This is a genomic window from Streptomyces sp. V3I7, assembly GCF_030817495.1.
In the GTDB taxonomy this organism is placed as follows: domain Bacteria; phylum Actinomycetota; class Actinomycetes; order Streptomycetales; family Streptomycetaceae; genus Streptomyces.
This window is the reverse complement of record NZ_JAUSZK010000001.1, coordinates 775,184-801,429: the sequence shown is the minus strand read 5'-3', so window position 1 is coordinate 801,429 and position 26,246 is coordinate 775,184. Positions and strand designations below refer to the sequence as shown.

General features: G+C 72.6%; 27 protein-coding genes. 14 read left to right on the top strand and 13 right to left on the bottom strand.

Going from position 1 to position 26,246, the window contains the following annotated elements; translation table 11 throughout:
- Window positions 1–164: 164 nt before the first annotated feature.
- Together QFZ74_RS03840 and QFZ74_RS03835 are read right to left on the bottom strand one after the other, a co-directional pair.
- A complete protein-coding gene (locus QFZ74_RS03840; protein WP_307619357.1) occupies window positions 165–893 on the bottom strand; it encodes a type 1 glutamine amidotransferase in 729 nt (242 codons plus the stop codon).
- A 31-nt stretch (window positions 894–924) separates the two neighbouring features.
- Complete coding sequence (locus QFZ74_RS03835; RefSeq protein WP_307619356.1) at window positions 925–2,163, bottom strand: MurT ligase domain-containing protein; 1,239 nt, start codon at window positions 2,161–2,163, stop codon at window positions 925–927.
- Window positions 2,164–2,333: 170 nt separating this feature from the next.
- Between QFZ74_RS03835 and def the strand changes: the two genes are divergently transcribed.
- The gene (gene def / locus QFZ74_RS03830; protein WP_307619355.1) at window positions 2,334–2,873 is read left to right on the top strand and encodes a peptide deformylase; all 540 of its coding nucleotides are present in this window, start codon (window positions 2,334–2,336) and stop codon (window positions 2,871–2,873) included.
- 876 nt (window positions 2,874–3,749) lie between these two features.
- Here the strand turns inward: def and QFZ74_RS03825 are convergent.
- Window positions 3,750–4,391: a TetR family transcriptional regulator gene (locus tag QFZ74_RS03825; protein WP_307619354.1), complete on the bottom strand. Its 642-nt coding sequence runs from the start codon at window positions 4,389–4,391 to the stop codon at window positions 3,750–3,752.
- 168 nt (window positions 4,392–4,559) lie between these two features.
- On the opposite strand from QFZ74_RS03825, the gene QFZ74_RS03820 reads away from it, so the two are divergent.
- Complete coding sequence (locus QFZ74_RS03820; RefSeq protein WP_307619353.1) at window positions 4,560–5,789, top strand: acyl-CoA dehydrogenase family protein; 1,230 nt, start codon at window positions 4,560–4,562, stop codon at window positions 5,787–5,789.
- A gap of 4 nt (window positions 5,790–5,793) precedes the next feature.
- Here QFZ74_RS03820 and QFZ74_RS03815 read toward each other — a convergent pair whose 3' ends face one another.
- From QFZ74_RS03815 to QFZ74_RS03785, 7 genes are all read right to left on the bottom strand, one after another.
- The gene (locus QFZ74_RS03815) at window positions 5,794–6,315 is read right to left on the bottom strand and encodes a cupin domain-containing protein (protein ID WP_307619352.1); all 522 of its coding nucleotides are present in this window, start codon (window positions 6,313–6,315) and stop codon (window positions 5,794–5,796) included.
- A 16-nt stretch (window positions 6,316–6,331) separates the two neighbouring features.
- Complete coding sequence (locus QFZ74_RS03810; RefSeq protein WP_307619351.1) at window positions 6,332–7,576, bottom strand: cytochrome P450; 1,245 nt, start codon at window positions 7,574–7,576, stop codon at window positions 6,332–6,334.
- Window positions 7,573–8,637: a type III polyketide synthase gene (locus tag QFZ74_RS03805; RefSeq protein ID WP_307619350.1), complete on the bottom strand. Its 1,065-nt coding sequence runs from the start codon at window positions 8,635–8,637 to the stop codon at window positions 7,573–7,575. The genes QFZ74_RS03810 and QFZ74_RS03805 overlap by 4 nt, the downstream gene beginning before the upstream one ends.
- A 199-nt stretch (window positions 8,638–8,836) precedes the next feature.
- The gene (locus QFZ74_RS03800; RefSeq protein ID WP_307619349.1) at window positions 8,837–9,070 is read right to left on the bottom strand and encodes a DUF6213 family protein; all 234 of its coding nucleotides are present in this window, start codon (window positions 9,068–9,070) and stop codon (window positions 8,837–8,839) included.
- Window positions 9,071–9,095: 25 nt separating this feature from the next.
- Window positions 9,096–10,481 carry an NADP-dependent succinic semialdehyde dehydrogenase gene (locus QFZ74_RS03795; RefSeq protein WP_307619348.1) on the bottom strand — a complete coding sequence of 462 codons (1,386 nt, stop codon included), beginning with the start codon at window positions 10,479–10,481 and terminating at the stop codon, window positions 9,096–9,098.
- A 76-nt stretch (window positions 10,482–10,557) separates the two neighbouring features.
- Window positions 10,558–11,022, bottom strand: coding sequence for an NUDIX domain-containing protein (locus QFZ74_RS03790; protein WP_307619347.1), 465 nt, complete (start codon window positions 11,020–11,022; stop codon window positions 10,558–10,560).
- Window positions 11,019–12,560, bottom strand: a complete 1,542-nt coding sequence (locus QFZ74_RS03785; protein WP_307619346.1) for an ATP-dependent DNA ligase — start codon at window positions 12,558–12,560, stop codon at window positions 11,019–11,021. Before QFZ74_RS03785 ends, QFZ74_RS03790 begins: the two co-directional genes overlap by 4 nt.
- Before the next feature lie 174 nt (window positions 12,561–12,734).
- Here QFZ74_RS03785 and QFZ74_RS03780 point away from each other — a divergent pair, with 174 nt between their 5' ends.
- The 5 genes from QFZ74_RS03780 (at window position 12,735) to QFZ74_RS03760 (ending at window position 17,346) form a co-directional block, all read left to right on the top strand.
- Window positions 12,735–13,721 carry an NADPH:quinone oxidoreductase family protein gene (locus QFZ74_RS03780; protein WP_307619345.1) on the top strand — a complete coding sequence of 329 codons (987 nt, stop codon included), beginning with the start codon at window positions 12,735–12,737 and terminating at the stop codon, window positions 13,719–13,721.
- The gene (locus QFZ74_RS03775) at window positions 13,718–14,902 is read left to right on the top strand and encodes an acyl-CoA dehydrogenase family protein (RefSeq protein WP_307619344.1); all 1,185 of its coding nucleotides are present in this window, start codon (window positions 13,718–13,720) and stop codon (window positions 14,900–14,902) included. The genes QFZ74_RS03780 and QFZ74_RS03775 overlap by 4 nt, the downstream gene beginning before the upstream one ends.
- The gene (locus QFZ74_RS03770; RefSeq protein WP_307619343.1) at window positions 14,899–15,981 is read left to right on the top strand and encodes an acyl-CoA dehydrogenase family protein; all 1,083 of its coding nucleotides are present in this window, start codon (window positions 14,899–14,901) and stop codon (window positions 15,979–15,981) included. Before QFZ74_RS03775 ends, QFZ74_RS03770 begins: the two co-directional genes overlap by 4 nt.
- A gap of 182 nt (window positions 15,982–16,163) precedes the next feature.
- Window positions 16,164–17,027: a phosphatidylinositol-specific phospholipase C/glycerophosphodiester phosphodiesterase family protein gene (locus QFZ74_RS03765; protein WP_307619342.1), complete on the top strand. Its 864-nt coding sequence runs from the start codon at window positions 16,164–16,166 to the stop codon at window positions 17,025–17,027.
- A 124-nt stretch (window positions 17,028–17,151) separates the two neighbouring features.
- Entirely contained in the window at window positions 17,152–17,346 is a 195-nt protein-coding gene (locus tag QFZ74_RS03760) for a hypothetical protein (RefSeq protein ID WP_307619341.1), read from the top strand.
- An 18-nt stretch (window positions 17,347–17,364) separates the two neighbouring features.
- Here the strand turns inward: QFZ74_RS03760 and QFZ74_RS03755 are convergent, their stop codons facing one another.
- The 3 genes from QFZ74_RS03755 to QFZ74_RS03745 all read right to left on the bottom strand — a co-directional run bounded on the left by QFZ74_RS03755 (window position 17,365) and on the right by QFZ74_RS03745 (window position 19,585).
- Complete coding sequence (locus tag QFZ74_RS03755) at window positions 17,365–18,612, bottom strand: phosphodiester glycosidase family protein (RefSeq protein WP_373462342.1); 1,248 nt, start codon at window positions 18,610–18,612, stop codon at window positions 17,365–17,367.
- Between the two features lie 77 nt (window positions 18,613–18,689).
- Window positions 18,690–19,049, bottom strand: a complete 360-nt coding sequence (locus tag QFZ74_RS03750; protein WP_307619339.1) for a DUF779 domain-containing protein — start codon at window positions 19,047–19,049, stop codon at window positions 18,690–18,692.
- A gap of 44 nt (window positions 19,050–19,093) precedes the next feature.
- Entirely contained in the window at window positions 19,094–19,585 is a 492-nt protein-coding gene (locus tag QFZ74_RS03745; RefSeq protein WP_307619338.1) for an FBP domain-containing protein, read from the bottom strand.
- A gap of 70 nt (window positions 19,586–19,655) precedes the next feature.
- On the opposite strand from QFZ74_RS03745, the gene QFZ74_RS03740 reads away from it, so the two are divergent.
- The 7 genes from QFZ74_RS03740 to QFZ74_RS03710 all read left to right on the top strand — a co-directional run bounded on the left by QFZ74_RS03740 (window position 19,656) and on the right by QFZ74_RS03710 (window position 26,178).
- Complete coding sequence (locus QFZ74_RS03740) at window positions 19,656–20,225, top strand: TetR/AcrR family transcriptional regulator (protein ID WP_307619337.1); 570 nt, start codon at window positions 19,656–19,658, stop codon at window positions 20,223–20,225.
- 113 nt (window positions 20,226–20,338) lie between these two features.
- On the top strand, window positions 20,339–23,113 hold the full coding sequence (locus QFZ74_RS03735) for a LuxR C-terminal-related transcriptional regulator (protein ID WP_307619335.1): 2,775 nt from the start codon (window positions 20,339–20,341) through the stop codon (window positions 23,111–23,113).
- Between the two features lie 54 nt (window positions 23,114–23,167).
- Entirely contained in the window at window positions 23,168–23,428 is a 261-nt protein-coding gene (locus QFZ74_RS30395) for a hypothetical protein (RefSeq protein ID WP_373462341.1), read from the top strand.
- Between the two features lie 11 nt (window positions 23,429–23,439).
- The gene (locus tag QFZ74_RS03725; protein WP_307619334.1) at window positions 23,440–23,637 is read left to right on the top strand and encodes a hypothetical protein; all 198 of its coding nucleotides are present in this window, start codon (window positions 23,440–23,442) and stop codon (window positions 23,635–23,637) included.
- Window positions 23,638–23,897: 260 nt separating this feature from the next.
- The gene (locus QFZ74_RS03720; protein ID WP_307619333.1) at window positions 23,898–24,386 is read left to right on the top strand and encodes an SHOCT domain-containing protein; all 489 of its coding nucleotides are present in this window, start codon (window positions 23,898–23,900) and stop codon (window positions 24,384–24,386) included.
- 84 nt (window positions 24,387–24,470) lie between these two features.
- Window positions 24,471–24,896 carry a hypothetical protein gene (locus tag QFZ74_RS03715; protein ID WP_307619332.1) on the top strand — a complete coding sequence of 142 codons (426 nt, stop codon included), beginning with the start codon at window positions 24,471–24,473 and terminating at the stop codon, window positions 24,894–24,896.
- A gap of 187 nt (window positions 24,897–25,083) precedes the next feature.
- Window positions 25,084–26,178: an alanine racemase gene (locus tag QFZ74_RS03710; protein WP_307619331.1), complete on the top strand. Its 1,095-nt coding sequence runs from the start codon at window positions 25,084–25,086 to the stop codon at window positions 26,176–26,178.
- Window positions 26,179–26,246 lie beyond the last annotated feature (68 nt).

Here is a 26,246-nt window from a genome sequence, read left to right as displayed (position 1 = left end):
TCGACGTGGGCCGGGGACCGGACCGCGCTGTCCGGCTCGATCCCGCCCCACCCTACCGGCGACCGGGGGTGCCCCAGCAGCAGGCGTCCGCCTGCTGGACGCGCCCGCACAGGTGAGCGGGCAGTCCGTCAGGCGGACCTGCCGTAAGGGAGGGTGCCGTCCGGTCAGGCGGGCTGCTCGGCGGCCGCGATGCGCTCGGCGCGCAGCGCCTCGTACCAGCGGTCGTCGGTCGGCGGCAGCGCGTTCACGTCGAGCGCCAGCTTCAGCAGCAGGTCGGCGATCTGCGGGTTCCGCGCGAGCACCGGGCCGTGCATGTACGTACCGAAGACGGTCTCGTTGTACGCGCCCTCCGTGCCGTCCCCGGTGCCGTTGCCGCGGCCCATGCGGACCTGGGCGAAGGGCTTGGCGCCCGGGCCGACCTGAGTGATGCCCTGGTGGTTCTCGAAGCCGGTCAGCGGGGGCAGGCCCAGCTGCGGGTTGATGTCCCCGAGGACGTCGCCGACGCAGCGCGCGCCCTCGTTGCGCACCGAGACCACGTCGAGCAGGCCGAGGCCCGGCTCGCGCTGGCCGAGGTCGTTGATGAACTCGTGGCCGAGGATCTGGTAGCCGGCGCACACCGAGAAGACGATCGCGCCGTTCTCCACGGCCTTGTACAGACCGCTGTCGCGGCGCAGCCGCTCGGCCGCGAGCCGCTGCGGCCGGTCCTCGCCGCCGCCGATCAGGTAGATGTCACCGGACGTCGGGATCGGCTGGTCGCTGCGCACGTCAAGACGCGCCACGTCCAGGCCGCGCTGCCGGGCCCGGCGCTCGACGACGAGGGCGTTGCCCTGGTCGCCGTAGGTGCTCAGCAGGTCCGGGTAGATCCACACCAGCCGCAGTTGGTTGTCGCTCATGAAGGGATCGTCGCTCCGTTGTCAGATGCGGTCAGTTGCCGACGCGGCGGCGCAGGTCCTGGAACGCGGTGTAGTTCGCGATGACCTCGATGCGTCCGGGCGGGGCCTGCTGTACGGCCTGGTCGAGGGTGTCGCAGACCTGGAAGTGCTGGTTCGCGACCTCCAGACGCACGGCGAGGTCCAGCTTCCGGTCGCCGATGACGAAGATCGGGTGGCCGGTCAGGCGCGTGTAGTCGACGTCCCACAGCCAGGAGGTGTCGGTGCCGTCGGCGCCGCGCGCGTTCACGGACAGGACCACCGGGGTCGGCGGCGGGTCGATCAGGGAGAACGTCTCGAGCCAGCCGGCCGGGTTCTTCGCCAGCAGCAGCCTGAGGTCGCGGCCCTGGAACTGGACGACGTCGTAGCGTCCGGCGACGGCCTGCACCTGGTACATGCGCTCCAGGGCGACCTGCGGGGGCACGCCGAAGACGGCGGCGACCGCGGCGGAGCTGGCGGCGTTGGCCTTGTTGGCGCGGCCCGGCAGCTGGAGCTGGATCGGCCACGCGGAGCCGTGCGGGTCGATGACGTGGTCCCCGGACAGGGCCCAGGTCGGGGTCGGACGGCGGAAGCCGCACTCGGCGCAGAACCAGTCGTCACCGGGGCGCTGCATCACACCGCCGCAGGACGGGCAGGACCAGGCGTCTTCCTTCCACATCTGGCCGGCTGCGACCCAGATCACGTTGGGGGAGGAGGACGCGGCCCAGACCACCAGCGGGTCGTCGCAGTTGGCGATGATCACGGACTTGGAGCCGGACAGGCCCTCGCGCCAGTTCTCGGCGAGCATCCGGGTCTCGGCGGCGCGATCGAGCTGGTCCCGGGAGAGGTTGAGCAGCGCGATGCACTTCGGGTCGGTGTCCCTGGCCACGCCCGCGAGGTACTTCTCGTCGACCTCGATCACGGCGTACCGGGCATCCGAGCCGCCCGCGAGCGCGGAGGTGATGCCGGCCGGCATGTTGGCACCGAGCGCGTTCGACACGACGGGGCCGGCGGCGCGCAGCGCCTCGGCGATGAGCCGCGTGGTCGTGGTCTTGCCGTTGGTGGCCGAGACCAGGATCACGTCCAGGTGCGTCGCCAGTCGTGCGAGCAGGTCGGGGTCGAGTTTCAGCGCGACCCGGCCACCGATCACCGATCCGCTGCCGCGTCCCGCGGCGCGTGATGCCGCCGCGACCGCTTTGCCCGCCGTCACGGCCAGCTTGGCCCGCGGCGAGAGCGGGTCCGAGTTGCCTGCCATCAGTCCTCGATCCTCCTTGCGTACGCGCCGCGCCTGAGCCGCCCGGCAACGTGGCGTGGGCCTCAGCCTATCGAGATCCACTCACGTGCCCGAATCCGCGGCACCTTCCCGGCACCTTCCCGGTACCCGCGCGCACTTCGCGCGGGTGCAAGGACCGTACCCTTGCCGCCATGCGACAAGGCTCGATCCCGGGCGCCCGCGGGCGCGTCCGGCCCCTTACCCTGCTCGGCGACCCGGTGCTGCACGCACCCTGCGCCGAGGTCACCGAGTTCGGCCCGCAACTGGCGGAACTCGTGGAGGACTTGTACGCGACGATGTACGCCGCACAAGGGGTCGGCCTGGCCGCGAACCAGATCGGCGTGCCCCTGCGGGTGTTCGTTTACGACTGCCCGGACGACGAGGACGTCCGCCACCTCGGCCATGTGGTGAACCCGCGGCTGGTGGAGACCGACGGCGTCGTACTCCGCGGCCCCGAGGGCTGCCTCTCCCTGCCTGGCCTGGAGGCGGGCACGGAGCGTTACGACCACGCGGTCGTCGAGGGCGTCACGATGACCGGCGAGCCGGTGACCGTGCACGGCACCGGGTTCTTCGCCCGCTGCCTCCAGCACGAGTGCGACCACCTGTCGGGCCAGGTCTACCCGGACCGCCTCACGGGATGGCGCCGCCGCCGACTACTGCGGCAGGCCACACGGGCACCCTGGGGACGCTGAGCAGCGCGCCGGCAACAGATTCGCGCCGCCCGGGACGCCCGACTGCGGTCGGGGGCGATGTCACGGGTCTGCCGCCCCCGGTGGATCGGCCCGCGGTGTGTGCTCGTTCCTGTGCGGGCCGCATGCGGCGGTGTCGGGCCTACGGGTGCGTGCGGTTCGGGCGGGTGCGGGTTGAGCGGCCTCGCCCGGGGTCGCGTCGCCACGGCCGGCCGCCGGTACGACGGCGGGGCGCGCCGGCTCGGGCCCGTCGCCCGGCGGATTGGCCCGGGGTGTGTGCTCGTTCCTGTGCGGGCCGCATGTGGCGGTGTCGGGCCTACGGGTGCGTGCTATCGGGCGGGTGCCGCTTGTGCGGCGTGGCACGCTGCCGCCACTGCCACCGCAGGACGGCCGGGTTCGCCCGGCTCGGGTCCCCGCGCGGGCGGGTCCGCCGCGTGAGCCTGTGCGGCCTGGCCCGGGCCGCCGCTACTGCCCGCCGCCGGTACGACGCCCGGGTTCGCCTGGCTCGGGTCCGCCGCCCAGTGGATCGGCCAGGGGTGCGTGCTCGTTCCCGGCCGGGCCGCGCGCGGTGGTGCCGGAGCCGCGGGTGCGTGCTGTCGGGCGGGTGCCGCTTGTGCGGCGTGGCCCGTGCCGCCGCGACTGCCGCCGAAGGACGGCCGGGTTCGCCCGGCTCGGGTCCCCGCGCGGGCGGGTCCGCCGCGTGAGCCTGTGCGGCCTGGCCCCGGGTGTTGCTTGTTCCTGTCCGGCCGGACGCGGTGGCGTCGGACCTGTGGCTGCGTGCGGTCGGGCGCGCGGCGCCTGCGGCCTCGTCCGGGCTGCCGCCGCTGTCCGCCGTCGGTGCGACGGCGGGGTTCGGCTGGTTTGGGGGTGCCCGGTGGGTCAGAAGGCCGGGCCGCCCATTCTGTCGCCGGCGGCCGCGAGGCGGCCCCACAGGAGGTCGGCCAGGCCGCGTACCAACTCCGCGCGGCTGCAGGGGCGTTCGCCCAGCCACCAGTCGCCGGCCGCGTGCATCATGCCGACGATGCCGTGGCCCCACACCCGGGCCAGTTGCTGGCTGCCCGGGCCGAGGTCCACGCGCTCCTCGATGACCTGGGCCAGCTCCTCGCCCATTCTGCGCAGCAGCGGTGCGCTGTGCCGCCCGACGTCGAAGCCCTGGTCGCCCGGGGAGCCCTCCGCCGGATGCATCAGGAACCGGTACACCTGCGGCCGTGCCTCTATCGCCGCGAGGTAGGTGTCCAGGGTCGACTCGACGCGCTCGCGGCGGTCCGCCGGGGCGTCCAGCGCCGCGCGCAGCGAGTCGAGCAGGGCGTCGGTGTGCCGCTTGGCCAGGGCCGCGTACAGGCCGCCCTTGTCGCCGAAGTGGCGGTAGAGGATCGGCTTGGTGATGCCCGCCTCCGCGGCGATGGCGTTCATCGACGCCTGGGGGCCGTCGCGCAGCACGACCCGGTCGGCGGCCTCCAGCAGCTCGCGGCGGCGGCGGTCGGCGGACCGCTGCTGATCGGTCCGCTGCGTGGTGTCCATGAGTTCTCCCCACCCGTGCTGTTTCGGTGACGCCTGCGCAAACTAACACTGAGTGGGGCCGTGACATCGAACGGGATGCCGACGGGAATCGGGAATTGACTTTTCCTACTGGCGAGTAACAGACTCTCGTTACCGCTAGTAACATGCATGCGTCACGCTGGAGGGGACATGGCCGAGTTCACCATGGAGCTCAACGACGAGCAGAAGGAGGTCCGGGACTGGCTGCACGGCTTCGCCGCCGACGTCATCCGCCCCGCGGCCGCCGAATGGGACGAGCGCGAGGAGACTCCCTGGCCGGTCATCCAGGAGGCCGCCAAGGTCGGCATCTACTCCCTCGACTTCTACGCCCAGCAGTACTTCGACCCCACCGGCCTCGGCATACCGATGGCCATGGAGGAACTGTTCTGGGGTGACGCGGGCATCGCCCTGTCCATCGTCGGCACCGGCCTCGCCGCCGTGGGCGTCCTCGCCAACGGCACCGAGGAGCAGATCGGCACCTGGATCCCGCAGATGTACGGCGACGCCACCGACGTCAAGGTCGCCGCGTTCTGCTCCTCCGAGCCCGACGCCGGCTCCGACGTGGCCTCCATGCGCACCCGGGCCGTGTACGACGAGGCCAAGGACGAGTGGGTGCTCAACGGCACCAAGACCTGGGCGACCAACGGCGGTATCGCGGGCGTCCATGTCGTCGTCGCCGCGGTCGACCCGGAGCTGGGCTCCAAGGGCCACGCCTCCTTCATCGTCCCGCCGAACACCCCGGGCCTCAGCCAGGGCCAGAAGTTCAAGAAGCACGGCATCCGCGCCTCGCACACCGCCGAGGTCGTCCTCGACGACGTGCGCGTGCCCGGCTCCTGCCTGCTCGGCGGCAAGGAGAAGCTCGACGAGCGCCTCGCCCGGGCCCGGGAGCGGGCGAAGGCGGGCGGCGGTGAGCGAGTGAAGAACGCGGCGATGGCCACGTTCGAGGCCTCGCGGCCGGCCGTGGGCGCCATGGCCGTCGGCACCGCCCGCGCCGCCTACGAGGTCGCCCTCGACTACGCCAGGGGCCGCGAGCAGTTCGGCCGCCCGATCATCGACAACCAGGGCGTCGCCTTCCAGCTCGCCGACATGCGCACCTCCATCGACGCGGCCCGACTGCTGGTGTGGCGCGCCTCGTGGATGGCCGTCAACGGCAAGCCGTTCACCGCGGCCGAGGGCTCGATGTCCAAGCTCTTCGCCAGCGAGACCGCGAAGAAGGTGACCGCCCAGGCGATCCAGATCCTGGGCGGGAACGGCTACACGCGCGAGTACCCCGTGGAGCGGATGCATCGCGACAGCGCGATCTACACCATCTTCGAGGGCACGAGCGAGATCCAGCGGCTGGTCATCGCCCGTACGCTGGCGGGCATGCCGATCCGCTAGGCACTCACCGGTGCCGCAGCGGCGTCAACTGCTCGATGTCGTACCGCTTGCGCAGCGCCTCGATCGCCTCGTGGTCCGGCGGGCCCCCGTTGCCCAGGATCTCCAGGAGTTCCTCGAAGTAGCGCTCGTGGTCGGGCGGGGGAGAGGCCTGGAAGAACATCCTGGCCGCCTCGTCCGTCGGGTTGGCGAAGGCGTGCGGGCAGCCGGGGGGTACGACGATGACCGTGCCCGGGGTCGCGCGCACCACGCGCGACCCCGAACTCGACTCCCACCGCTGCCAGTTGTCGGGGGTACGGATCCGGGGCTCGAAGGCGAGCACGTCCAGCTCGCCTTCGAGCACGTAGAACAACTCCTCGCTGCGCGTGTGCACATGGGCGCCGACGTCGAAGCCGGGCGGGACCTCCACCTCGAAGGTGGATGCCGTCCGTGAGTGCGTGCCCGTCACCTTGAACGTCACACGCTGGGCGGGCGTCTGCACCACCCGGCCGTGGCCGGGCGGTACGAGCAGCCCCTCGGTCGTCGTCATCGTCGCTCACCGCTCCTCACCACGTCACGGGCAGGGCCTCGGGCCCACGGATCAACGCGCCCTTTCTGAAGGGGACTTCGTTGGCCGGCACCGCCAGTCGCAGGCCCGGCACCCGGTCCAGCAGGGCTTCCACCAGGAGCTCCGACTCAAGCCTGGCCAGCATGCCGCCGGGGCAGTAGTGCGGGCCGAACCCGAACGCCACGTGCGCGTTGGGGCTGCGGTCGAGGTCGATCGTCTCCGGGTCGGGGAAGACCTCCGGGTCGCGGTTGGCCGACAGGTAGGACACATAGACCGGGTCGCCCGCCCGGATCCGTACGCCCCGGATCTCCACGTCCTCCAGGGCGATCCGGGACAGGCCGACCGCGTTGCGGTGCGGGATCCAGCGCAGCAGCTCGTCGATGGCCCTCGGCCTGATCTCCGGCTCGGCGCGCAGCCGTTGGACGAGATCGGGCCGGGTCAGCAGCACATGGATCATCTGCCCGCTGTTGTTGGTGACCGCCTCACCGCCGATCTGGAGGAGGACGGCCAGCCCCACCGCCTCCTGGAGCGTCACCTCGCGGCGGCCCACGGCGGCGCCGAGCAGCGAGGTGACGTCCTCGGCCTCGCTGCCCTCCCGCGCCCCGATGAGCTCGGTGAAGTAGGCGCCCATCTCGTCCTTGGCCTTCTCGCTGGTCTCCCTGCCGTGCGCGGAGGACAGGATGAGCTGCGTCCAGTTGTGCATGCTGTGCCGGTCGGCGGCCGGGACGCCCATCAGCTCGCAGATCACCGCGATCGGGAACGGGCTGAGGACGGCCGCGGTCAGATCGGCCGGCGGGCCGGCCCGCAGCAGGTCGTCCACCAGGGCGTCGAGCATGCCGCGCGCCTTGTCGCGGACGCGCTCCACGCCCTTCGCGGTGAACGCCGGGGCGACCGAGCGGCGCAGCCGGGTGTGGTCGGGCGGGTCGAGGAAACCGACCGCGCCCTTGGCCGGGATGAAGTGCGGGGCGAGCCGGGTGACCGGCTGCTCCATGACCGCCTCCCGGCTGAACCGCGGGTCGTTGGCCACCGCCCGGACATCGTCGTACCGGGTGACCAGCCAGGCCCAGCCCTCGCCGTTGGGCAGTTGGATGCGGGTGACCGGGCCCTCGCGCATCAGCTCGGTCAGCACCGGGTCGAAGTCGGTGCCGGTCAGATCCGCCGCCGGCCACTGCCGCACGGGCGGCAGGGTCCCGGCCTCCGTGTCGGCGCCGGCCAGTGGCTCGGGGAGTGTCTCGTCGATCATGAGATCCCCTGGTCCGACCGCTGCCAACGGCCCACGGTCATCTCGGCGGTGATGCCGGGGCCGAACCCGGCGAGCAGACCGCGCGCCTCGGCGTCGGCCCCGCCCTCGTCGAACAGCCGGCGCAGTGCGTCCAGGACGACGGCGCTGGCGATGTTGCCGTACTCGGTGAGCGTGGCCCGGCTGAACCGGAACGCGTGCGGCTCGACCTTCAGGAACTTGCTGAGGTCGTCGAGTATTCGGGGACCACCGGCGTGGATGATGTAGAAGTCCAGGTCGGTCGCGTCCCAGCCGTGCATGCCGGCGAGGTCCTGGAGCGCCGGGGCGAGCGGCTCCATGGTGGTGGGTACCCGCTTGTCCAGCAGGAAGTGGAAACCGGTGGCCCGGACGTCGTATGCGATCCAGTCCTCGGTCTTGGGGATCAGGTACGACCCGTTGCGCTCCAGGCGTACGCCGGTGCCGCCCTCGCCGCGCACCACGGCCGCGGCGATGCCGTCCCCGAACAGACCGTTGGAGAGCAGCGATCCGACGCCGAGGTCGGTGGGCTGGTAGCACAGCGAGCAGAACTCGCAGGCGACGATGAGCGCGTTGGCCTCCGGGTAGGCCGTGCAGAAGTCGTGGGCCCGGTTGATGGCCGCGCCGCCGGCCGCACAGCCCAGCTGGGCTATGGGGAGTTGGCGGGTGTTGCTCGGGAAGTCCATCTCGTTGATCAGCCACGCCGTCAGCGACGGCATCATGAAGCCCGTGCACGAGACGTAGATGATGACATCGATGTCGGAGGTCATGAGCTCGGCGTCGTCGAGGGCCCGCTGGATCACCGCGGGGACGCGGGCCTTGGCCTCGGCCTCGTACATCTTGTTGCGGTCCTCGAAGCCGGGGTGCTTCAGGGTCTCCTCGATGGGCTGCACGATGTGCCGGGTGCGGACGCCCGTGTTCTCGATCAGCCGCAGAGCCAGCGCCAGCTGTGGGTGGTCCGCGTGGTGGGCACGCGCGAGTTCGAGCGTCTCCTCCATCGTGATCACGTGCTCCGGTACGGACACCGAGGGTCTGCACAAAGTAGCCATCAGCCGTCCCTGCTCTCGCCGTCCGGCAGGCTCGCGCCCGCCGTTCGTTGGGTGGTCCACCCAGGTTCACCCGACGGGGCGACGATCTCGCGCCGGATTACTCCGAACCGGGGACGGCCGCCGAGGCGCCAAGCGGGCCCTGAAGGGCGGAATCCCTTGGGCCGTACGGGTTGTACGGGCTCAGGCCCTACCGGATGGATCAGGGGGTCCCGCTGCTGTGCGCGATGCACGCCACGTCGATGCGGTCGGCCAGCTTCGCGAGCTCGATGGTGAGCGCGGCCACCGTGTCCTCGTCGAGGCGTCCCTCGCCCGTCTCGACGAGGTGCAGCCACCGACCGCCCACCGTGCGGAGCAGTTTGCTCACATCGGCCGCGGCGACCTGCAAGGTACCGCGGTCGTCGACGATCAGAGGCAGGGTCACTTCGCGGTTCACAACGCGGATCGTATCGGCGCAGACCTCACGCACCGTGCCACACGGTGGTGATGTTGCAGAACTCGTGCATCCCCTGGCCGGCCAGCTCGCGCCCGTACCCGGAGCGCTTGACCCCGCCGAACGGGAACGCCGGGTGGGACGCGGTCATGCCGTTGAAGTAGACGCCGCCGGCTTCCAGATCCCGTACGAACCGGTCGGTCTCGGCCTCGTCGCGCGTCCACACGTTCGAACTCAGCCCGAACGGGGTGTCGTTGGCGATCAGCACGGCCTCGTCCAAATCCGCCGCGCGGTAGAGCGTGGCCACCGGGCCGAAGGCCTCCTCGCGGTGGATGCGCATGTCCCGGTCGACGTCGGCGAGGACGGTCGGCGGGTAGTACCAGCCGGGCCCCTCCGGGCGCTCGCCGCCGGCCAGCACCGTGGCGCCGCTGCGTTTCGCGTCGTCGACGAGCTCCTCCACGTCGGTCCGTCCGCTCTGGCTGGCGAGCGGGCCGACGTCCGTCTCCTCGTCCATGGGGTCGCCCATCGTGAGGGCCTTCATGCCCGCGACGAACTTCTCGACGAAGGTGTCGTACACGTCCGTGTGCACGATGAACCGCTTGGCGGCGATGCACGACTGCCCGTTGTTCTGCACCCGCGCGGTCACCGCGACCTCCGCGGCCCGGTCGAGGTCGGCGGACGGCATCACGATGAACGGATCGCTGCCGCCCAGCTCCAGGACCGTCTTCTTCACCATCTCCCCGGAGGTGGCCGCGACCGCCCGTCCGGCGGGCTCGCTGCCGGTCAGGGTGGCCGCCTTGATCCGCTCGTCGCGCAGGATCTCGTCGACCGCGCCGGAGCCGATCAGCAGCGTCTGGAAGCAGCCCTCGGGGAAGCCGGCCCGGTGGAACAGGTCCTCCAGGTACAGGGCCGTCTGCGGGACGTTCGAGGCGTGCTTGAGCAGACCGACGTTGCCCGCCAGCAGGGCCGGGGCGGCAAAGCGGATCACCTGCCACAGCGGGAAGTTCCACGGCATCACGGCGAGCACGGGCCCGAGCGGCCGGTAGCGCACCCGGACCCGCGAGGCCCCGGAGTCCTTCACGTCGGACGCGGCCGGCACCTCGTCGGCGAGCAGCTCCTCGGCGTGCTCGGCGTACCAGCGCATCGCCTTGGCGCACTTTGCGGCCTCCGCGCGGGCCTGCTTCAGCGGCTTGCCCATCTCGGTGGTCATGACCCGCGCGACGTCCTCGCGCTCGGCGTCCAGGAGGTCGGCGGCCCGGTTCATCAGACGGGCGCGCTCGGCGATCGGCGTCGTGCGGTACGTGCGGAACGTGGCCTCGGCGAGTTCGAGCCGGCGCTCGATCTCGTCGTCGTCCATGGCCTCGAACGTCTCGACCGTCTCGCCGGTGGCCGGGTTCACCGTGGCGATGGGCATGGCTGACCTCCCTGTGGGCGGGCTGTGAAACGACCTTGCCGCGCGCGGGTGGGCTCCGCAACGCGTGTGCGCCTGTTCAGCCCGAGTGCTCCGCCAGCCGGTCGAGAAACGCGGACTGCGCCGTGACGATCACGTCCCGCGCGCGGTCGAGGCCGAGCCACTCCACCCGGTCCACCTCGGGGAACTCCTGGAGCTTCCCCGACCTCGGCGGCCACTCCATCGAGAACGTGCCGGGGACGACGGCCGCCGGGTCGAGATCCGCCTCGATCGCCCACGCGGTGACGACCTTGCCACCGGTCTGCCGCACCTCGCCCAGTGGTACGGCCGCCCCGTCGGGCGGCGGCAGACCGAGCTCCTCCTGGAACTCGCGCCGGGCGGCGTCCCAGGCGGGCTCGCCGGGGTCGTACTCGCCCTTGGGGACGGTCCAGGCCCCCGCGTCCTTCTTGGCGAAGTAGGGCCCGCCCATGTGCCCGAGCAGCACCTCCAGGCCGTTGGCGGTGTGCCGGAACAGCAGGAGTCCGGCGCTGTGGGCTGCCGTCACGGCCCCACCTCCGGATGGGCGGCGAGCAGGGTCTCCACGGTGTCCGCCTCCTCCGGCCGCTTGTCCTCGCGGTAGCGCAGGACCCGGGCGAAGCGGAGGGTGACGCCGGCCGGGTAGCGGGTGGAGCGCTGGAGGCCGTCGTAGGCGATCTCCACGACGAGTTCGGGGCGTACGGTCACCACGTGGCCGTCCTCGGAGACGGCCAGCTCGCGCAGCCGCTCGGTCTGCCAGGCGAGCATCGTGTCGGTCATCCCCTTGAAGGTCTTGCCGAGCATGACGAAGCCGCCGTCCGGGCCGCGGGCGCCGAGGTGGAGGTTGGAGAGCTTGCCGGTGCGCCGGCCGTGGCCCCACTCGGCGGCCAGGATCACCAGGTCCAGGGTGTGGACGGGCTTGACCTTCAGCCAGGACGCCCCGCGCCGGCCCGCGCTGTAGGCGGCGTCCAGGCCCTTGACCATCACGCCCTCGTGCCCGCGCGCCAGGGTGTCGGCGAGGAAGTCCTCCGCCTCGGTGACGCCCTCGGGGCCCGGCTCCACCACCGTCCGGCGCACCCGCATCGGCTCGGGCACCAGCCGGGCCAGCTCCGCGTGCCGCTCGGTCAGCGGCAGGTCGAGCAGGTCACGGCCGCCCACGGAGAGGACGTCGAAGAAGACGGGGGAGACCGGGACCTCCCGGGCGGCCTTCGCCACGTCCGTGCGCGAGCCGACACGTCCCGCCGTCTCCTGGAAGGAGCGGGGCCGCCCGTCCGCGTCGAGGGAGATCACCTCGCCGTCCAGGATGAACCGTTCCTCGGGCAACTCCCGCGCTGCCGCGACCACTTCGGGCAGCCGGTCGGTGATGTCGTCGAGGGTGCGGGTGTGGATCCGTACCGTGTCGCCGTCGCGGTGGACCTGGACGCGGATGCCGTCCAGCTTCTCCTCGACCGCGCAGCCGCCCAGCCTGCCGACCGCCTCGGCGACGGAGACGGCGGACTGCGCCAGCATCGGCTGGACCGGACGGCCGACGGTCAGCCGGAAGCGCTCCAGCGCCCCGGGGCCGTCCGCGAGCAGCGCCTCGGCGACCGTCTGGAGCGAACCGGCGAGCATCACGGCCCGCCGTACGTCCGCCGCGACCGCGCCGGTGGCCTGCGCGAGCCCCTCCACGGCGACCGCGTCCAGGGCGCCCTGGCGCACCTCGCCGGTGATCAGCCCGAGCAGGAAGCGCTGCTCCTCCTCGGTCGCCGCGCCCATCAACTCACCGACGATCCGGGCCCGTTCCGCCTGCGAGCCCGGCCCGGACACCTTGCCGAGGCCGGTCAGCAGGACGTCCACCTCGCGGACGGTGAGCGTGGGCCCGGCGGCCGGGGGCACGCGATTGCCGAGCACCTTCCAGCCGACGCCGAGCCGCCCCTGGGGCAGTCGGCCCGCGAGATACGGGATGACGACCGGCACGTCGTCCGGCTCCGTCTCGCGGAACAGATCGGCGAGCAGAGCGGTCTTGCGGGAGCGGGCCGACGTGTCGGCGACCTCCCGGGAGACCTGCGCGAGCCGGGCCAGCAGCATGCAGCCATGGTGCAACGGGGGCCCGCCGACGGCGAGTGGTCGGGCGGTCGTGCGCGGGTCTGTCGTTCTCCGGTGGAGAGCTGTTCCCTGATGACAAGCGACCGCTTAGTATGCGATCGACCCCGGTCAGGCGAGCCGGACGAGCCAGACGAACGCAGTCCCGTGGAGGCCCCCATGCAGGCATGGCAAGTGCACGAGAACGGCGAACCGATCGAGGTGATGCGGCCGGCGGAGACAGCGCAGCCCACGCCCGGCGAGGGCCAGGTCCTGCTGCGGGTACGCGCCGCCAACGTCAACTTCCCGGACGCGCTGATGTGCCGCGGCCAGTACCAGGTGCGGCCGCCGCTGCCCTTCACCCCGGGCGTCGAGATCTGCGGCGAGACCGAGGACGGCCGCCGGGTGATCGCCAACCCGGTGCTGCCGTACGGCGGTTTCGCCGAGTACGCCGTCGCCGACGCCGCGGCCCTGCTGCCCGCGCCCGAGGCCCTGGACGACGCCGAGGCCGCCGCGCTGCACATCGGCTACCAGACCGGCTGGTTCGGCCTGCACCGCCGGGCCCGGCTGGAGGCCGGCGAGACCCTGCTCGTGCACGCGGCGGCCGGCGGCGTCGGCAGCGCGGCCGTGCAGCTCGGCAAGGCGGCCGGCGCCCGGGTCATCGGCGTCGTGGGCGGCCCCGACAAGGCCGCCGTCGCCCGGGAGCTGGGCTGCGACGTGGTGATCGACCGGCGCGACGAGGACGTCATCGCCGCGGTCAAGGAGGCCACCGGCGGCCGGGGCGCCGACGTGATCTACGACCCGGTCGGCGGCGACGCCTACACGCAGTCCGCCAAGACCGTCGCCTTCGAGGGCCGGATCGTCGTCGTGGGCTTCGCGAGCGGGACCGTCCCCAGCCCCGCGCTCAACCACGCCCTGGTCAAGAACTACTCGATCCTCGGCCTGCACTGGGGTCTGTACGGCACCAAGAACCCGGAGCTGATCCAGCACTGCCACGAGCAGCTCACCGAGCTCGCCGCCCGGGGCGCCGTCAAGCCGCTGATCAGCGAGCGCGTGCCGCTCGCCGGAGCCGCGGCCGCGGTGCAGCGGGTCGCCGACGGCGCCTCCACCGGCCGGATCGCCGTCGTACCGTCGCTGGAGTCTCTGGAGAACGGAGCCGCCGCATGACCATCGACGCCGCCGAACTCAGGCGCTGTACCACCGAGTTGCTGGCCGCTCACCCGCCGGCCGACACCGACCGGCTCGACTTCCTGAAGGCCCGCTTCGACGCCGGGCTCGCCTGGGTGCACTTCCCCGAGGGCCTCGGCGGGCTCGGCGTCCCGCGCTCCCTCCAGGCCGTCGTGGACGCCGAGCTGGCCGCCGCGGGCGCCCCCGACAACGACCCCCGGCGCATCGGCATCGGCCTCGGCATGGCGGCGCCGACGATCCTGCACTACGGCACCGAGGAGCAGAAGCGGCGCTTCCTGCGCCCGCTGTGGACGGGGGAGGAGGTCTGGTGCCAGCTCTTCAGCGAGCCGGGCGCCGGCTCCGACCTCGCGGCGCTCGGCACCCGGGCGGTCAAGGAGGGTGAGGACTGGGTCGTCAACGGGCAGAAGGTGTGGACCTCCAGCGCCCACGTCGCCCGCTGGGCCATCCTCATCGCCCGCACCGACCCGGACGCGCCCAAGCACGCCGGAATCACCTACTTCATCTGCGACATGACCGACCCCGGCGTCGAGGTCCGGCCGCTGCGCCAGATCACCGGCGAGGCCGAGTTCAACGAGGTCTTCCTCACGGACGTCCGCATCCCCGACTCGCGCCGCCTCGGTGAGGTCGGCGACGGCTGGCGGGTCGCCCAGACGACGCTGATGAACGAGCGCGTCTCCATCGGCGGCATGCGGCTGCCCCGCGAGGGCGGCATGATCGGCCCCGTCTCCCGGACCTGGCGCGAGCGCCCCGGCTTGCGCACCCACGACCTGCACCAGCGGCTGCTCAAGCTGTGGGTGGAGGCCGAGGTCGTCCGGCTCACCGGCGAACGCCTGCGCCAGCAGCTCGTCGCCGGCGAACCCGGCCCCGAGGGCTCCGGCATGAAGCTCGCCTTCGCCCGCCTCGCTCAGGAGATCAGCGGCCTGGAGGTCGAACTCCGGGGCGAGGAAGGGCTCCTGTACGACGACTGGACGCTCCGCCGACCCGAACTGGTCGACTTCACCGGCCGGGACGCCGGTTACCGCTACCTCCGTGCCAAGGGCAACAGCATCGAGGGCGGGACCAGCGAGGTCCTGCTGAACATCGTCGCCGAGCGCGTCCTGGGCCTGCCCGCCGAGCCGCGCACCGACAAGGACGTCGCCTGGAAGGACCTGGCCCGATGAGCGCACAGCCGGATCTGCTCTACTCGCCGGAGGAAGAGGCGCTGCGCGCCGCCGTCCGTGACCTGCTCACGGACCACTGCGACGCGCCGGGCGTGATCGCCCGCACCGAGTCGGACGCCCCGCACGACCTCGCCCTGTGGAAGCTGCTCGCGGACGGCATGGGCCTCGCCGGCCTCCTCGTCCCCGAGGCTCAGGGCGGGGACGGCGCCACGCACCGGGAAGTCGCGGTCGTCGTGGAGGAGTTGGGGCGTGCGGTCGCGCCGGTGCCGTATCTGACGAGCGCGGTCGTGGCCACCGAGGCCCTGCTGGCCTGCGCCGACGAGGAACTGCTCGCTCAGCTCGCCTCCGGGCGCACCATCGCCGCCCTGGCCGTCGGGCTGCAGGTCGCCCCGGCCGGTGAGTTCAAGACCGTACGGCAGGAGAACGGCACCCTGCGCGGCGAGTTGACCGGCATCGCGGACGCGGCCGCCGCCGACGTCCTGCTCGTCCCGGCCGACGACGGCGACCTGTACGCCGTGGCCGCCGACGCCGTGACCGTCACCCCGCAGGTCTCCCTGGACCTGACCCGGCCGCTCGCCACCGTCACCCTCGGCGGCGCCCAGGGACGGCGCCTCGGCGCCGCCGCACCCGCCGTACGACGGGCCCTGCGCGCCGGGGCCGGACTGCTCGCCTCCGAGCAACTCGGCGTCGCTGAATGGACGTTGACCGAAACCGTCCGATACCTGAAGGAGCGCAAGCAGTTCAACCGGCCCGTCGGCGGCTTCCAGGCGCTCAAGCACCGGCTCGCCCAGCTGTGGCTGGAGGTCGTCAGCCTCCGGGCGGCCGCGCGGGGCGCCGCCGACGCCCTGTCCACCGGCGAGGACGCCGACGTGGCGGTCGCCGTCGCCCAGGCATACGCGGCTCCGGTCGCCGTCCGGGCCGCCGAGGAGGCGCTGCAACTGCATGGCGGTTTCGGCATGACCTGGGAGCACCCGGTCCACCTGTACCTCAAGCGGGCCAAGGCCGACTCGATCGCCTACGGCACGGCGGGCGCCCACCGCGAGGCGCTGGCCGAACTGGTCGACCTCCAGGCCCCCTGACGTACACCTGGTGAAGCAGAGACGAAGCCCGTCCCACCTGGGGCGGGCTTCGCCGTGCGGGCCGGACCGGTGAAGTGAACAGAGGGGGCGGTCCGGCCAACTCGGTGCGCGAAAGGGACGGTTGGGGCGGGTTCCCCCGCATAATCCCTCCGGTCCCGCACGTTCCTCAAGGGAGGCAGTCCATGGTTCACATCACCCGCCGCAGTGCCCTCACCACCTTCGGTGCCGCACTGGCCGGAGCGGTCGCGCTGCCCGCCGCCCAGGCGTGGGCGGACGGCGGCGGCCGAGGCCCGTCCCCGCTGTGGCGCGCCCACGCCCACAACGACTACGCCCACCAGCGCCCCCTGTTCGACGCCCTCGACCACCGCTTCGGCAGTGTCGAGGCCGACATCTTCCTCGTCGGCGACCAGCTCCTCGTCGGCCACGACACCACCGAGCTGGACCCGTCCCGCACCCTGGAGTCCCTCTACCTCGAACCCCTCGTCGCCCGCGTCCGGGCCAACCAGGGCGCGGTGTACCGGGGTTGGCGCCGACCGCTCCAGCTCCTCGTCGACATCAAGACGGAAGGCGCGTCGACGTACCTCGAACTCGACCGCCATCTGCGGCGCTACGCCCGCCTGTTCACAACGTACGCGGACGGGCGCGTCCTCCCGGGACCGGTCACCGCCGTGATCTCCGGGGACCGGGCCGCCCGCGCGCCCATGGAGGCCCAGACGGTGCGGCGCGCCTTCTACGACGGCAGGCTCACCGACCTCGGCAGTCCTGCGCCGGCCTCCTTCGTCCCGCTCATCAGCGACAACTGGACGAACAACTTCACCTGGCTCGGCGACGGGCCGTTCCCGGACGCCGAACGGCAGAAGCTGCGCGGCATCGTCCAGCAGGCGCACGACCGCGGGCAGCAGGTCCGCCTGTGGGCCACCCCGGACACCGCGGGGCCGGCCCGGGACGCCCTGTGGGCCGAGCTGCTCGCCGCCGGCGTCGACTACGTCAACACGGACGACCTCGCGGGCCTGGAGGCCTTCCTGGACGCCCGTCCGTCGGCGTAGACGCCGGGCGGACCCGAGGGCGACATCACTCGATCAGGGGACACGTCAGTCGCTCGGACGGACCCTCCGCTACGCCACACTTACGGCCGAACGCCGCCGTACGGCGTGGCGGAGGAGGTACGCGATGGCCATTTCCATCTCTGTGGTGCTGCTGCTCCTGATCCTGGCCGTGGTCTTCATGCGCAACGGCGCGCTGAAGTTCTCCCACGCCCTGGTCTGCATGCTGCTGGGCTTCTACCTGGCCAGCACGAGCATGGCGCCCACCATCCACGACGGGCTCACCGCGACCGCGGACCTCGTGAGCGGCCTGCGGCCCTGAGCCCGGGGCGCCGGGGAGTCAGGGCGCCGAGAAGACCCCGATGCCGTTGGGCACGGGGCGCTCGGCGCCGCCCTGAGGATGGTTGCGTACGGTGACGGTGGTCGCTCCCGGCTCGCGGGCGACCAGCGTCGTCGACCCGCCCCCGTCCAGACTGAAGGCGTCCACCGAACCCAACGCCCGCATCTCGTCGGCGACTTCGGCGATAGTCAGTCCGCTGCGGTAGGCAGGGTCGCCGTCCACGGCGAACAGCAGCAGGCGCCGGCCGCCGTCCGCGATGCCGACGGCGGTGCGCACGGCGCCGGTGGCGCCGTCGAGGCCGGGCAGCGGCTGCCCGCCACGCAGCACCGGATAGCCCGCGAGGGCGAAGCGGTAAGGAATCCGGGAGGCGGACGCCACCAGCCGGTGCCGTACCACCACCTGCTCACCAGCGGACAGCTTCCGCAGCCACCGCGCCCCCGCCTCCCGCCCGACGAGCACGGTGGTGTCGGCGGCGATGGGCCCGCTGCCGGGCAGGTCCGAGGCCGAGACGACCCGTCCCCGGCGCACCGTCACCTCGTAGGTGTCCGAACTGCAGGGGTCCGCCCGCTCGCTGTCCGACCCGCATGTCGCGCGCACCCGTGAGACGCTGCCCCACTGCGCGGTGAACGCGCCGACGGAGTTCTCGGGCAGCGCGTACTGGTTGAGGCCGCCGAGCGGCAGCGCGCCCTCCGGTGTGCGGACGGAGCCGTCGAGCGCGAGCCGGTCCAGGCGGCCCCGGCGGTCGACGCCCACGCCGAACACGTCCTCCGTCGTCGTGCCGGGCGGCAGCGCGGGCCCGAACCGCTGACCCGCCGGGACCGCCGCCTTGAGCACATGCCCCTGCGCGATGGCCGGTCCGACGGTCGCGCCCGTCGCCTCGACGCCCGGGTGCTGGGTCTCGGTGATGTTGAAGAAGTCGCCGTTGACCCCCGCGACCGCGCCCGCCGAGTCGGCCAGCGCGGAGACGGGCGCGCGGGCGGCGACCGCCCCGGGGTGCAGCAGGTCCAGGCGCACACGCGGATCGCGCAGGTCGACGCGGAGCACATGGGCGTGTGTCGGGCCCTTGACCGCTTGGATGTCGAACTCCTCGTACACGACACCCGGCGCGATCTCGGTACCCGCCGCGACGGCGGCGGCGGGTGCCGCCCCCGCCAGGGCCGCACCGGCCAGCACACCGACCGCTGTGAGAACCGTCAGTACCGTCCGTACCGGTCTGCCTGCCGGGAACCGTCCATGACGACGCGTCACCGTACCCCCCCTGATGTCACCTCAACTGTCCCAGGACTCAGGGGAAGTGCACCAGACGACGCTCTCCGCCGCGGAGGCTAGCCGTCGACGACACGGGAACGGATGAGAAAACGCACCCCCTCGGGCGCCTCCAGTGAGAAGCCGCTGCCCCGTCCGGCCACGACGTCCACGATCAATCGTGTATGGCTCCAGACCTCGTACTGGCTGCGGGACATCCAGAACGCGACGGGCCTGTCCACGCCCTCGACCTCGAGTTCGGCCAGCAGCACGTCGGAGCCGCCGGTGCGGAACTCGCCGTCCGGGTAGCACATGGGCGCACTGCCGTCGCAGCAGCCGCCGGACTGGTGGAACATCAGCGGGCCGTGGGAGGCGTGCAGCCGCCGCACCAAGTCGGCGGCCTGCTCGGTGAGTTCGACGCGGGAGACTTCCTGATCCATGGTCACCGTCCTGGGTGGGGCGTCGGATAGGACCAGTCTGATGCCTAAGCGGTCACCTTGGCGATGAACGCGGCGACGTTGTCCACGGTCCGCCGGATCTTCTCGTCCAGGGTGAGCGACTCGTGGAGCCGGGCGCCGACGCCCGCGTCCCGCTTGCCCCGCACGTACAGCGAGCAGGCGAGGTCACTGCAGATGTAGGCGCCCACCGAGTTGCCCTGCTGCCCGGCCTTGCCCGCTTTCGGGGCGACCATCAGGCTGACGCCGCCGGTGTGGGTGGTCAGGCACATCGTGCACATGCTGCGCCGCGTCTGCGCGGCCCCGGGACTGGGGCAGCGCAGCGCGATCGCCTTGCGCTGTCCGTCCAGTTCGACGACCAGGTAGGCGCGGTCGGGGGCCTGTGGATCGCGCCAGCCGAGGTAGTCCAGGTCGCCCCAGGGGCGGTCGGCCAGATCACGCGGGACGTTCAGGCGCTTCGCCTCGCCCTTGGTGCAGTTCACGAAGGCGGTACGGATCTCTTGCTCGGTCAGCGGATTCATAGCGCCAAGCTAATTTGCCTAATGCCTTTAGGCAAATGCATAATTTCTTCAGGCGAAGGAAGGGGTGCGCATGGCGCGCGCGGGACTGAGCACCGAGCGACTGGTGCGGGCGGGAGCGGAGTTGGCCGACGAGGTCGGCTTCGACCAGGTGACCGTCTCGGCCCTGGCCAGACGGTTCGACGTGAAGGTCGCGAGCCTGTACTCGCACGTCAAGAACTCGCACGACCTCAAGACCGGGATCGCCCTGCTGGCCCTGGAGGAACTCGCCGACCGGGCCGCCGACGCCCTCGCCGGGCGGGCCGGCCGCGACGCCCTCGTGGCCTTCGCGAACGTCTACCGCGACTACGCCCGCGAACACCCCGGCCGCTACGCCGCGGCCCAGCTCCGCCTCGACCCCGAGACGGCGGCCGCCAGCGCCGGGGTCCGGCACGCGCAGATGATGCGGGCGATCCTGCGCGGCTACGACCTCACCGAGCCGGACCAGACGCACGCCGTCCGGCTGCTGGTCAGCGTCTTCCACGGTTACGTCAGCCTGGAACTGGCCGGCGGCTTCAGCCACAGCGCCCCCGGCTCGCAGGAGACCTGGACCTGGATCCTCGACCGCCTCGACGCCCAGCTGCGGAAGTTGCCGGAGGCCTGAACAGGCCGCGCGACATGGGGTCGAGGCCCCGCGCGGACCCCCGCGGCGCGCGCGTCCGCGTGAAAACTGCGATGGTGAAAGGCGGGGTAGCGCTGCGCATGACATGACGGACAGTGGTGGTGAGCGCCTTGGCCACGATCGACGAGGAGGGGCCGGAACCACCCGTCCCGCGCGCCGACCCGACCGGCGACCCCTTCCTGCGCACCCGGTTCGCCCTCCCGCTCCGGCCCGCCACGTTCCTGCGCCGCGAGCGCCTCGCCGCACACCTCGACGAGGCCCTGCGCACACCCCTGACCCTGGTCAACGGAGCCGCGGGCGCGGGCAAGACCCTGCTGGTCGCCGACTGGGCCGCGAGCGTCGGCCGGCCGGTCGCCTGGCTCACCACCGACGCCGCCGGCCAGCGCCGCGGGGTCTTCTGGGCGTACGTGCTCCAGGCCCTGCGCGTCTGCGACGCCCCGGTCTCCGGCGAGATCGGCTTCCCCGCCGACCCCGAACGGGTCGACCACGGGCTGCTGGCGCGGCTCGCCGCCGAGCTGAGCGGACGCGAGCGGCCCGCGCTCGTCGTCCTCGACGCGTACGACCACGTCACGGACCCGGAGATCGCGGAGCAGCTGGAGTTCGTCCTGCACCACGCCGGCCAGGGCCTGCGCCTGATCATCGTCACCCGCACCGAACCGCTCCTGCCGCTGCACCGCTACCGCGCCGCGGGCGACCTCACCGAGATCCGCGGCGCCGAGCTGGCCTTCACCCCGGACGAGGCGGCACAGCTCTTCGAGGCGCACGGACTGCGCCTTCCCGCGCCCGCCGTCAGCGCCCTGGTCGAGCGCACCGGGGGCTGGGCCGCGGGGCTGCGCCTGTGCGCCCTCGCGGCGCTGGGACAGCCCGACCCGGAGACGTATCTCAAGGAGTTCGAGGCCGGGCGCAGCGCGGTCGCCGACTACCTGCTGGCCGAGGTGCTCAAGCGCCGGCCCGTGGAGACCCAGGACCTCCTGCTGCGGGTCAGCGTCCTCGAACGTTTCCGCCCGGACCTGGCCGACCGCCTGACCGGCCGGACCGACGCCGAGCCCCTCCTGGCCGAACTGCACCGCGAGAACGCGTTCGTCGAGGACCTCGGACACTCGTGGTACCGCGTGCACCCCCTGTTCGGCGAGATCCTCCGCGCCCATCTGCGGGTGCGCGCCCCGGGTCTCGAACCGGAACTGCACGCCAGGGCCGCACGGTGGCTGCGGGCCTCGGGACACCTGCCGGAGACGCTCGCCCACGGCGCCGCCGCCGGCGACTGGGAGTTCACCGCCCGCGCCCTGGTCGACGACCTGGCGCTCGGCCGGTTCCTCACCGGCCTGCACTCCCACGACCTCGCCGAGCTGTTCGCGGGCATGGGGCCGGAACCCGTCAGCCCCGCGACGGACCTCGTACGGGCGGCCCGCGACCTGGCCCGCGGCGACCTCGACCGGGGAACCGGCTGGCTGCGCCGTGCCGCTGACGCCCTGGACCATCGTGGGCGAAGTGACGCCGGCCTTGGGCCCGATGCCGGGAGTACGGACCCGGACGGCGACGCGGCGTACGGCCTGGCGGCGGCCCAGGTCGGCCGGGCGCTGCTGGAGTCGTTCGCCGCCCGGCTGACCGGCGCCCCCGACCTGGCGGAGCGGGCGGCGGCGACGGCCGAGGAATGGCGGCGCGACGTCCGCGCCGACCTCGTCGGCAAGCACCCCGAAGTCGACGCGCTGCTGCTGACCCACCTGGGCGGGACCCGGCTGTGGGCCGGCCGCCTCGACCACGCGCGCGCCGCTCTGTCCACCGTGGCCGAGCGTCCCGACGGCGCGGCGACGGCCCTCCCCGCGGCGGCCGCCCTGTGTCATCTCGCGCTGATCGACTACGCGGAGGGCTGGATCGGCCGGGCGGAACGCCGTGCCCTGGAAGCCGCGAACGGTGCGGAACGGTTCGGACTGCCCGGGTGGCCGGGCTCCGGCATCGGGCGGCTGGTCCTGGCCGCCGTGGCCGTGGAGCGCGACGAGCTGGACCGGGCCGAGGCGCTGCTCGACGACGAGCGGGACGCGCGCGAGGACGCGGACGCGCGCGAGGACCAGGACCCGCTGACGGCGGCGACCCGGGCCCTGGTCACGGCCCGGCTGCTGCTGGCCCGCGGCCACCTGCGCGCCGCCGCGCAGGCAGCCCAACCCGCCGCCTCCGCCGACCCGTTGTCGCCCTGGGCCCAGGGGCAGGCCGCCTCGATCGCCGCCGCCGTACACCTGGCCGAGGGCCGGCCGGAGGCCGCGGCCGAGGTGCTGGGACAGGCGCCCGACCGTCAGCGTCAGCCCGCGTGCGTGCTCCAGGAGGCGCGGGTGCGGCTCGCCCAGCGCGACCCCGGCGCCGCGCTCGACCTGCTGGACACCCTGCGCGGCCCGCACTCGCAGGGCCGTACCGGCCCGGCGCTCACCGTCCGCGCCACGCTGGTACGGGCCGAGGCCGCGGCCCAGGCCGGCGACCTCGTCACCGCCCGCGGACTTCTCGCGCGAGCCCTGTCCCGCGCACGGCGCGACAGCCTGCGCCGCCCCTTCCACGAGGCCGGCCCATGGACCCGGCGACTGCTGGACAGCGCTCCCCCGTGGCAACCGGCCGCGAGCCGCCGTACGGCCCCCGTCCCGGTGGTACGCCCGACCGGTCCCGAGGACGCCGCCCCACCGCCGGCCCTGGTCGAGGAGCTGAGCCGGCGCGAGCGCGACGTCCTGGAACGGCTCGCCCGCGTGATGTCGACGGAGGAGATCGCCGCCGACCTCCACGTCTCCGTCAACACGGTCAAGACCCACCTCAAGAGCGTGTACCGCAAGCTGGCGGTGAACCGACGCGGCGAAGCGGTGCGCCGGGCGCGGGAGTCGGGGTTGCTGTGAAGACGCCGATGAAACGCTGGCGCGCGCTGCTCGTCCTGGGGACGGACCGTCACCATGCTCGCGACCTCCCTGTGCGGTGCCCCGCTGGCTCGGATCGCGGGTCCGCGACGGATGATCCGGCTGGGTCTCGCGACCCTGACGGCGGCCATCGTCTGGCTGCTGGCCACGATCAAACCGGCCATCGACGACGCCCAGTTCGCCTGGGCCATGGCCCAGCGCGGCGCCGGATCACCTGTGTCGGGTGAGGCCGCGTGCTGCGCCGCGACCGACCATCGAAGGCAGAAGGGCCTCGTCCGCCCGCCCCAGGCCGCATGAGGGAGCGGCTCATGCGCTATGAGATCCGCGTCGAAGGGCAGCTGTCGGAGACGCTGACCCATGCCTTCCCCGAGCTGGACCACGTGGTGATGTCCGATCAGACGCTCCTGTACGGCCCCGTCGTCGACGAGGCCCAGCTGTACGGCCTGCTCGCCCGCTGCCAGTCGCTGGGGCTGAGGGTGGTGGAGATGCGTCCGCTGCCGGAGTGAGGAGCGGCTCGTGGTTCCCGCAGCCCGCCGGATCACCCGCCGTGGGTGATCCGGCGGGGCGTCGTACGGCGGGAGTGTGGTGGGGCTGTGGTGGGGCTAGCGCGAGTCGTACGTCCCGCGACCTCCCCTTCCACCTTCCACGAAGCGCGTCGCTCGCGGACACGATCACCCGCCCCGGGTGAGGCGGCCCCGCCCTCGCCCTCGGCACGCTGAAGACGGCACATCACCTGCCGGGCGCACGCCTGGGACGGAGGAGAGAGATGAGCCCGCCTACGTACCTCGCGTACGACTATCCGCTGCTGAGCGCCTTCTGGACGATGCTGTGGTTCTTCCTGTGGGTGATGTGGTTCATCCTGCTCGTCCGGATCGTCTTCGACATCTTCCGGGACGACTCCCTCGGCGGCTGGGGCAAGGCGGGCTGGCTGCTGTTCGTGCTCCTCCTGCCGTTCCTGGGCGTCTTCGTCTATCTGATCGTCCGCGGTACGAGCATGGGTGAACGCGAGATCAAGCAGGCGCGGGCCCAGCAGTCGGCCGTGGACGCGTACGTCCGCGAGACCGCGGGCGCCGGCGGCCGGCCCAGCAGCGCCGACGAACTCACCAAGCTCTCCGAGATGCGCTCCCGGGGCGACATCACGGACGACGAGTTCCGGCGGGCGAAGGAACTGGTGCTGTCCTCCGGTTCCACCGGTTCCACCGGTTTCTCCGGCGGATCCGATTCCACCGGCGCGTCCGGCCCTTCGGGCCGATGAGCGGGCCGGCCCGACCGTAACTCCTCCCTCTCATCCACCTCCGGCTCTCGAAGGAGGCCGGGCGAGACGAAACGAGGCAGCAGGATGACCGCGACACCTACCCCCCAGCGGGACAGCACGGCGAAGTACGCGTGGGCCGAGGGCCTGGTCACCTTCGGGGCGGTCATGCTCCTGGTCGCCGGACTCCTGTCCATCTTCCGGGGCATCATGGGGATCGCGAACGACGACGTCTTCTACGTCACCCGCGACTACGTCTTCCACTTCGACCTCACCGGATGGGGCTGGATCCATCTGATCCTCGGCGCGATCGCCGTGATCATCAGCGTCGGGCTGTTCCAGGGGGCCGCCTGGGCTCGCGTCCTCGGCGTGGTCGTCGCCGTGCTGATCATCATCACCCACTTCATGGCGCTGCCGTACTCGCCGGTGTGGTCGTTCGTGGTGATCGCGGTCTCCGTGCTCATCATCTGGGCCCTGTGCTTGGGACGACCTGAGGAGACGTCGACCAGGTGAGCGCCGGGTGTCGCGGACGACACCGGCGAACGGGCATGCCCCGTACGGGGAGGCGATACGGCGCCAGGATCCGCGCCCGTGGATCCTGGCGCCTACGTCTGTGCCGGAAGACCCCGCGCCGCCCCGCCCCTCCTCCGATCAGCGATGATGCCTCTGGCATCTCAACGATCGGAGAGGTACGTCCGCTGTGATCTCACGTCTTCCCGAAGGCCTGACCACACCCGCGCTGGTGGTCGACGTCGATGTGCTGGAGGGCAACATCGCGCGCATGGCGGAGGCGGGCCGCGGTGGGGGATTCGCCCTGCGCCCGCACGCCAAGACCCACAAGTGCCCGCCGATAGCCGAACGCCAGCGCGCGGCGGGCGCGGTCGGCCTCACGGTCGCGACGATCGGTGAGGCGGAGGTGTTCGCGGGCCAGGGCTTCACGGACCTCTTCATCGCCTACCCCCTGTGGGCGGACGGCGACAAGGCCCGGCGGCTGCGACGGCTCGCGGAGACGGTGTCGCTGCGCCTGACCGCGGACTCGGCGGACGGCGCACGGCAGTTGGGGGCGGCCGTACGCGGCGCCGACCGGCCGGTCGAGTTGCTGGTGGAGATCGACAGCGGCCACCACCGCACGGGCGTCGCCCCGGTCGACGCGGCCGCGGTCGGCAAGGCGGCGGCCGACGCCGGACTGGACGTCCGCGGTGTCTTCACCTTCCCCGGCCACGGCTACGGGTACGGTCCCCAGGCCCGCGCGCAGGCCGCCCGCGACGAGGAACGGGCCCTCACCGAGGCCGCCGAGGCCCTGCGCGCCGCGGGCCTCGCGGCGGACGTGATCAGCGGCGGCTCGACCCCCACGGCCGCCCTCGCGGACCAGGGCGCGGTGAACGAACTCCGGCCTGGCGTCTACGTCTTCAACGACGCCACCCAGATCGCCCTCGGCTCCTGCACCCCGGACGACCTCGCCCTCGTCGCGGCGGCCACGGTCGTCAGCACCCCGGCCCCCGACCGCTTCGTACTGGACACGGGCAGCAAGGTCCTCGGCACCGACGTCACCCCGTGGGTCACCGGCCACGGCTATCTCCCGGACTTCCCCGACGCCTCGATCACCGCCCTCTCGGAACACCACGCCACGGTCGTCCTCCCGGAGGGCACCAAGACCCCACCCCTCGGCTCCCGAATCGCCGTCGCCCCCAATCACGTCTGCTCAGCGGTCAACCTCGTGGACGAACTGGTGATCACGCGGCAGGGGGAGATCGTGGACCGGTGGGCGGTGGCGGCCAGGGGAGCGAACGCCTGACATCTGCCATGGGCACGCCCGTCGCAGCCTCGTTCTCGTCTCCGCAGGCACCCCTTGGACCACACCAC

Coding starts and splice junctions, on each gene's coding strand:
- QFZ74_RS03750 (WP_307619339.1), bottom strand. CDS start 19,049: ATGGATCAGGAAGTCTCCCGCGTCGAACTCACCGAGCAGGCCGCCGAC.
- QFZ74_RS03740 (WP_307619337.1), top strand. CDS start 19,656: ATGGCGCGCGCGGGACTGAGCACCGAGCGACTGGTGCGGGCGGGAGCG.
- def (WP_307619355.1), top strand. CDS start 2,334: ATGCGACAAGGCTCGATCCCGGGCGCCCGCGGGCGCGTCCGGCCCCTT.
- QFZ74_RS03805 (WP_307619350.1), bottom strand. CDS start 8,637: ATGGCTACTTTGTGCAGACCCTCGGTGTCCGTACCGGAGCACGTGATC.
- QFZ74_RS03835 (WP_307619356.1), bottom strand. CDS start 2,163: ATGGCAGGCAACTCGGACCCGCTCTCGCCGCGGGCCAAGCTGGCCGTG.
- QFZ74_RS03815 (WP_307619352.1), bottom strand. CDS start 6,315: ATGACGACGACCGAGGGGCTGCTCGTACCGCCCGGCCACGGCCGGGTG.
- QFZ74_RS03775 (WP_307619344.1), top strand. CDS start 13,718: ATGACCATCGACGCCGCCGAACTCAGGCGCTGTACCACCGAGTTGCTG.
- QFZ74_RS03820 (WP_307619353.1), top strand. CDS start 4,560: ATGGCCGAGTTCACCATGGAGCTCAACGACGAGCAGAAGGAGGTCCGG.
- QFZ74_RS03720 (WP_307619333.1), top strand. CDS start 23,898: ATGAGCCCGCCTACGTACCTCGCGTACGACTATCCGCTGCTGAGCGCC.
- QFZ74_RS03725 (WP_307619334.1), top strand. CDS start 23,440: ATGCGCTATGAGATCCGCGTCGAAGGGCAGCTGTCGGAGACGCTGACC.
- QFZ74_RS03825 (WP_307619354.1), bottom strand. CDS start 4,391: ATGGACACCACGCAGCGGACCGATCAGCAGCGGTCCGCCGACCGCCGC.
- QFZ74_RS03840 (WP_307619357.1), bottom strand. CDS start 893: ATGAGCGACAACCAACTGCGGCTGGTGTGGATCTACCCGGACCTGCTG.
- QFZ74_RS03810 (WP_307619351.1), bottom strand. CDS start 7,576: ATGATCGACGAGACACTCCCCGAGCCACTGGCCGGCGCCGACACGGAG.
- QFZ74_RS03745 (WP_307619338.1), bottom strand. CDS start 19,585: ATGAATCCGCTGACCGAGCAAGAGATCCGTACCGCCTTCGTGAACTGC.
- QFZ74_RS03780 (WP_307619345.1), top strand. CDS start 12,735: ATGCAGGCATGGCAAGTGCACGAGAACGGCGAACCGATCGAGGTGATG.
- QFZ74_RS03770 (WP_307619343.1), top strand. CDS start 14,899: ATGAGCGCACAGCCGGATCTGCTCTACTCGCCGGAGGAAGAGGCGCTG.
- QFZ74_RS03785 (WP_307619346.1), bottom strand. CDS start 12,560: ATGCTGCTGGCCCGGCTCGCGCAGGTCTCCCGGGAGGTCGCCGACACG.
- QFZ74_RS03765 (WP_307619342.1), top strand. CDS start 16,164: ATGGTTCACATCACCCGCCGCAGTGCCCTCACCACCTTCGGTGCCGCA.
- QFZ74_RS03715 (WP_307619332.1), top strand. CDS start 24,471: ATGACCGCGACACCTACCCCCCAGCGGGACAGCACGGCGAAGTACGCG.
- QFZ74_RS30395 (WP_373462341.1), top strand. CDS start 23,168: ATGCTCGCGACCTCCCTGTGCGGTGCCCCGCTGGCTCGGATCGCGGGT.
- QFZ74_RS03760 (WP_307619341.1), top strand. CDS start 17,152: ATGGCCATTTCCATCTCTGTGGTGCTGCTGCTCCTGATCCTGGCCGTG.
- QFZ74_RS03795 (WP_307619348.1), bottom strand. CDS start 10,481: ATGCCCATCGCCACGGTGAACCCGGCCACCGGCGAGACGGTCGAGACG.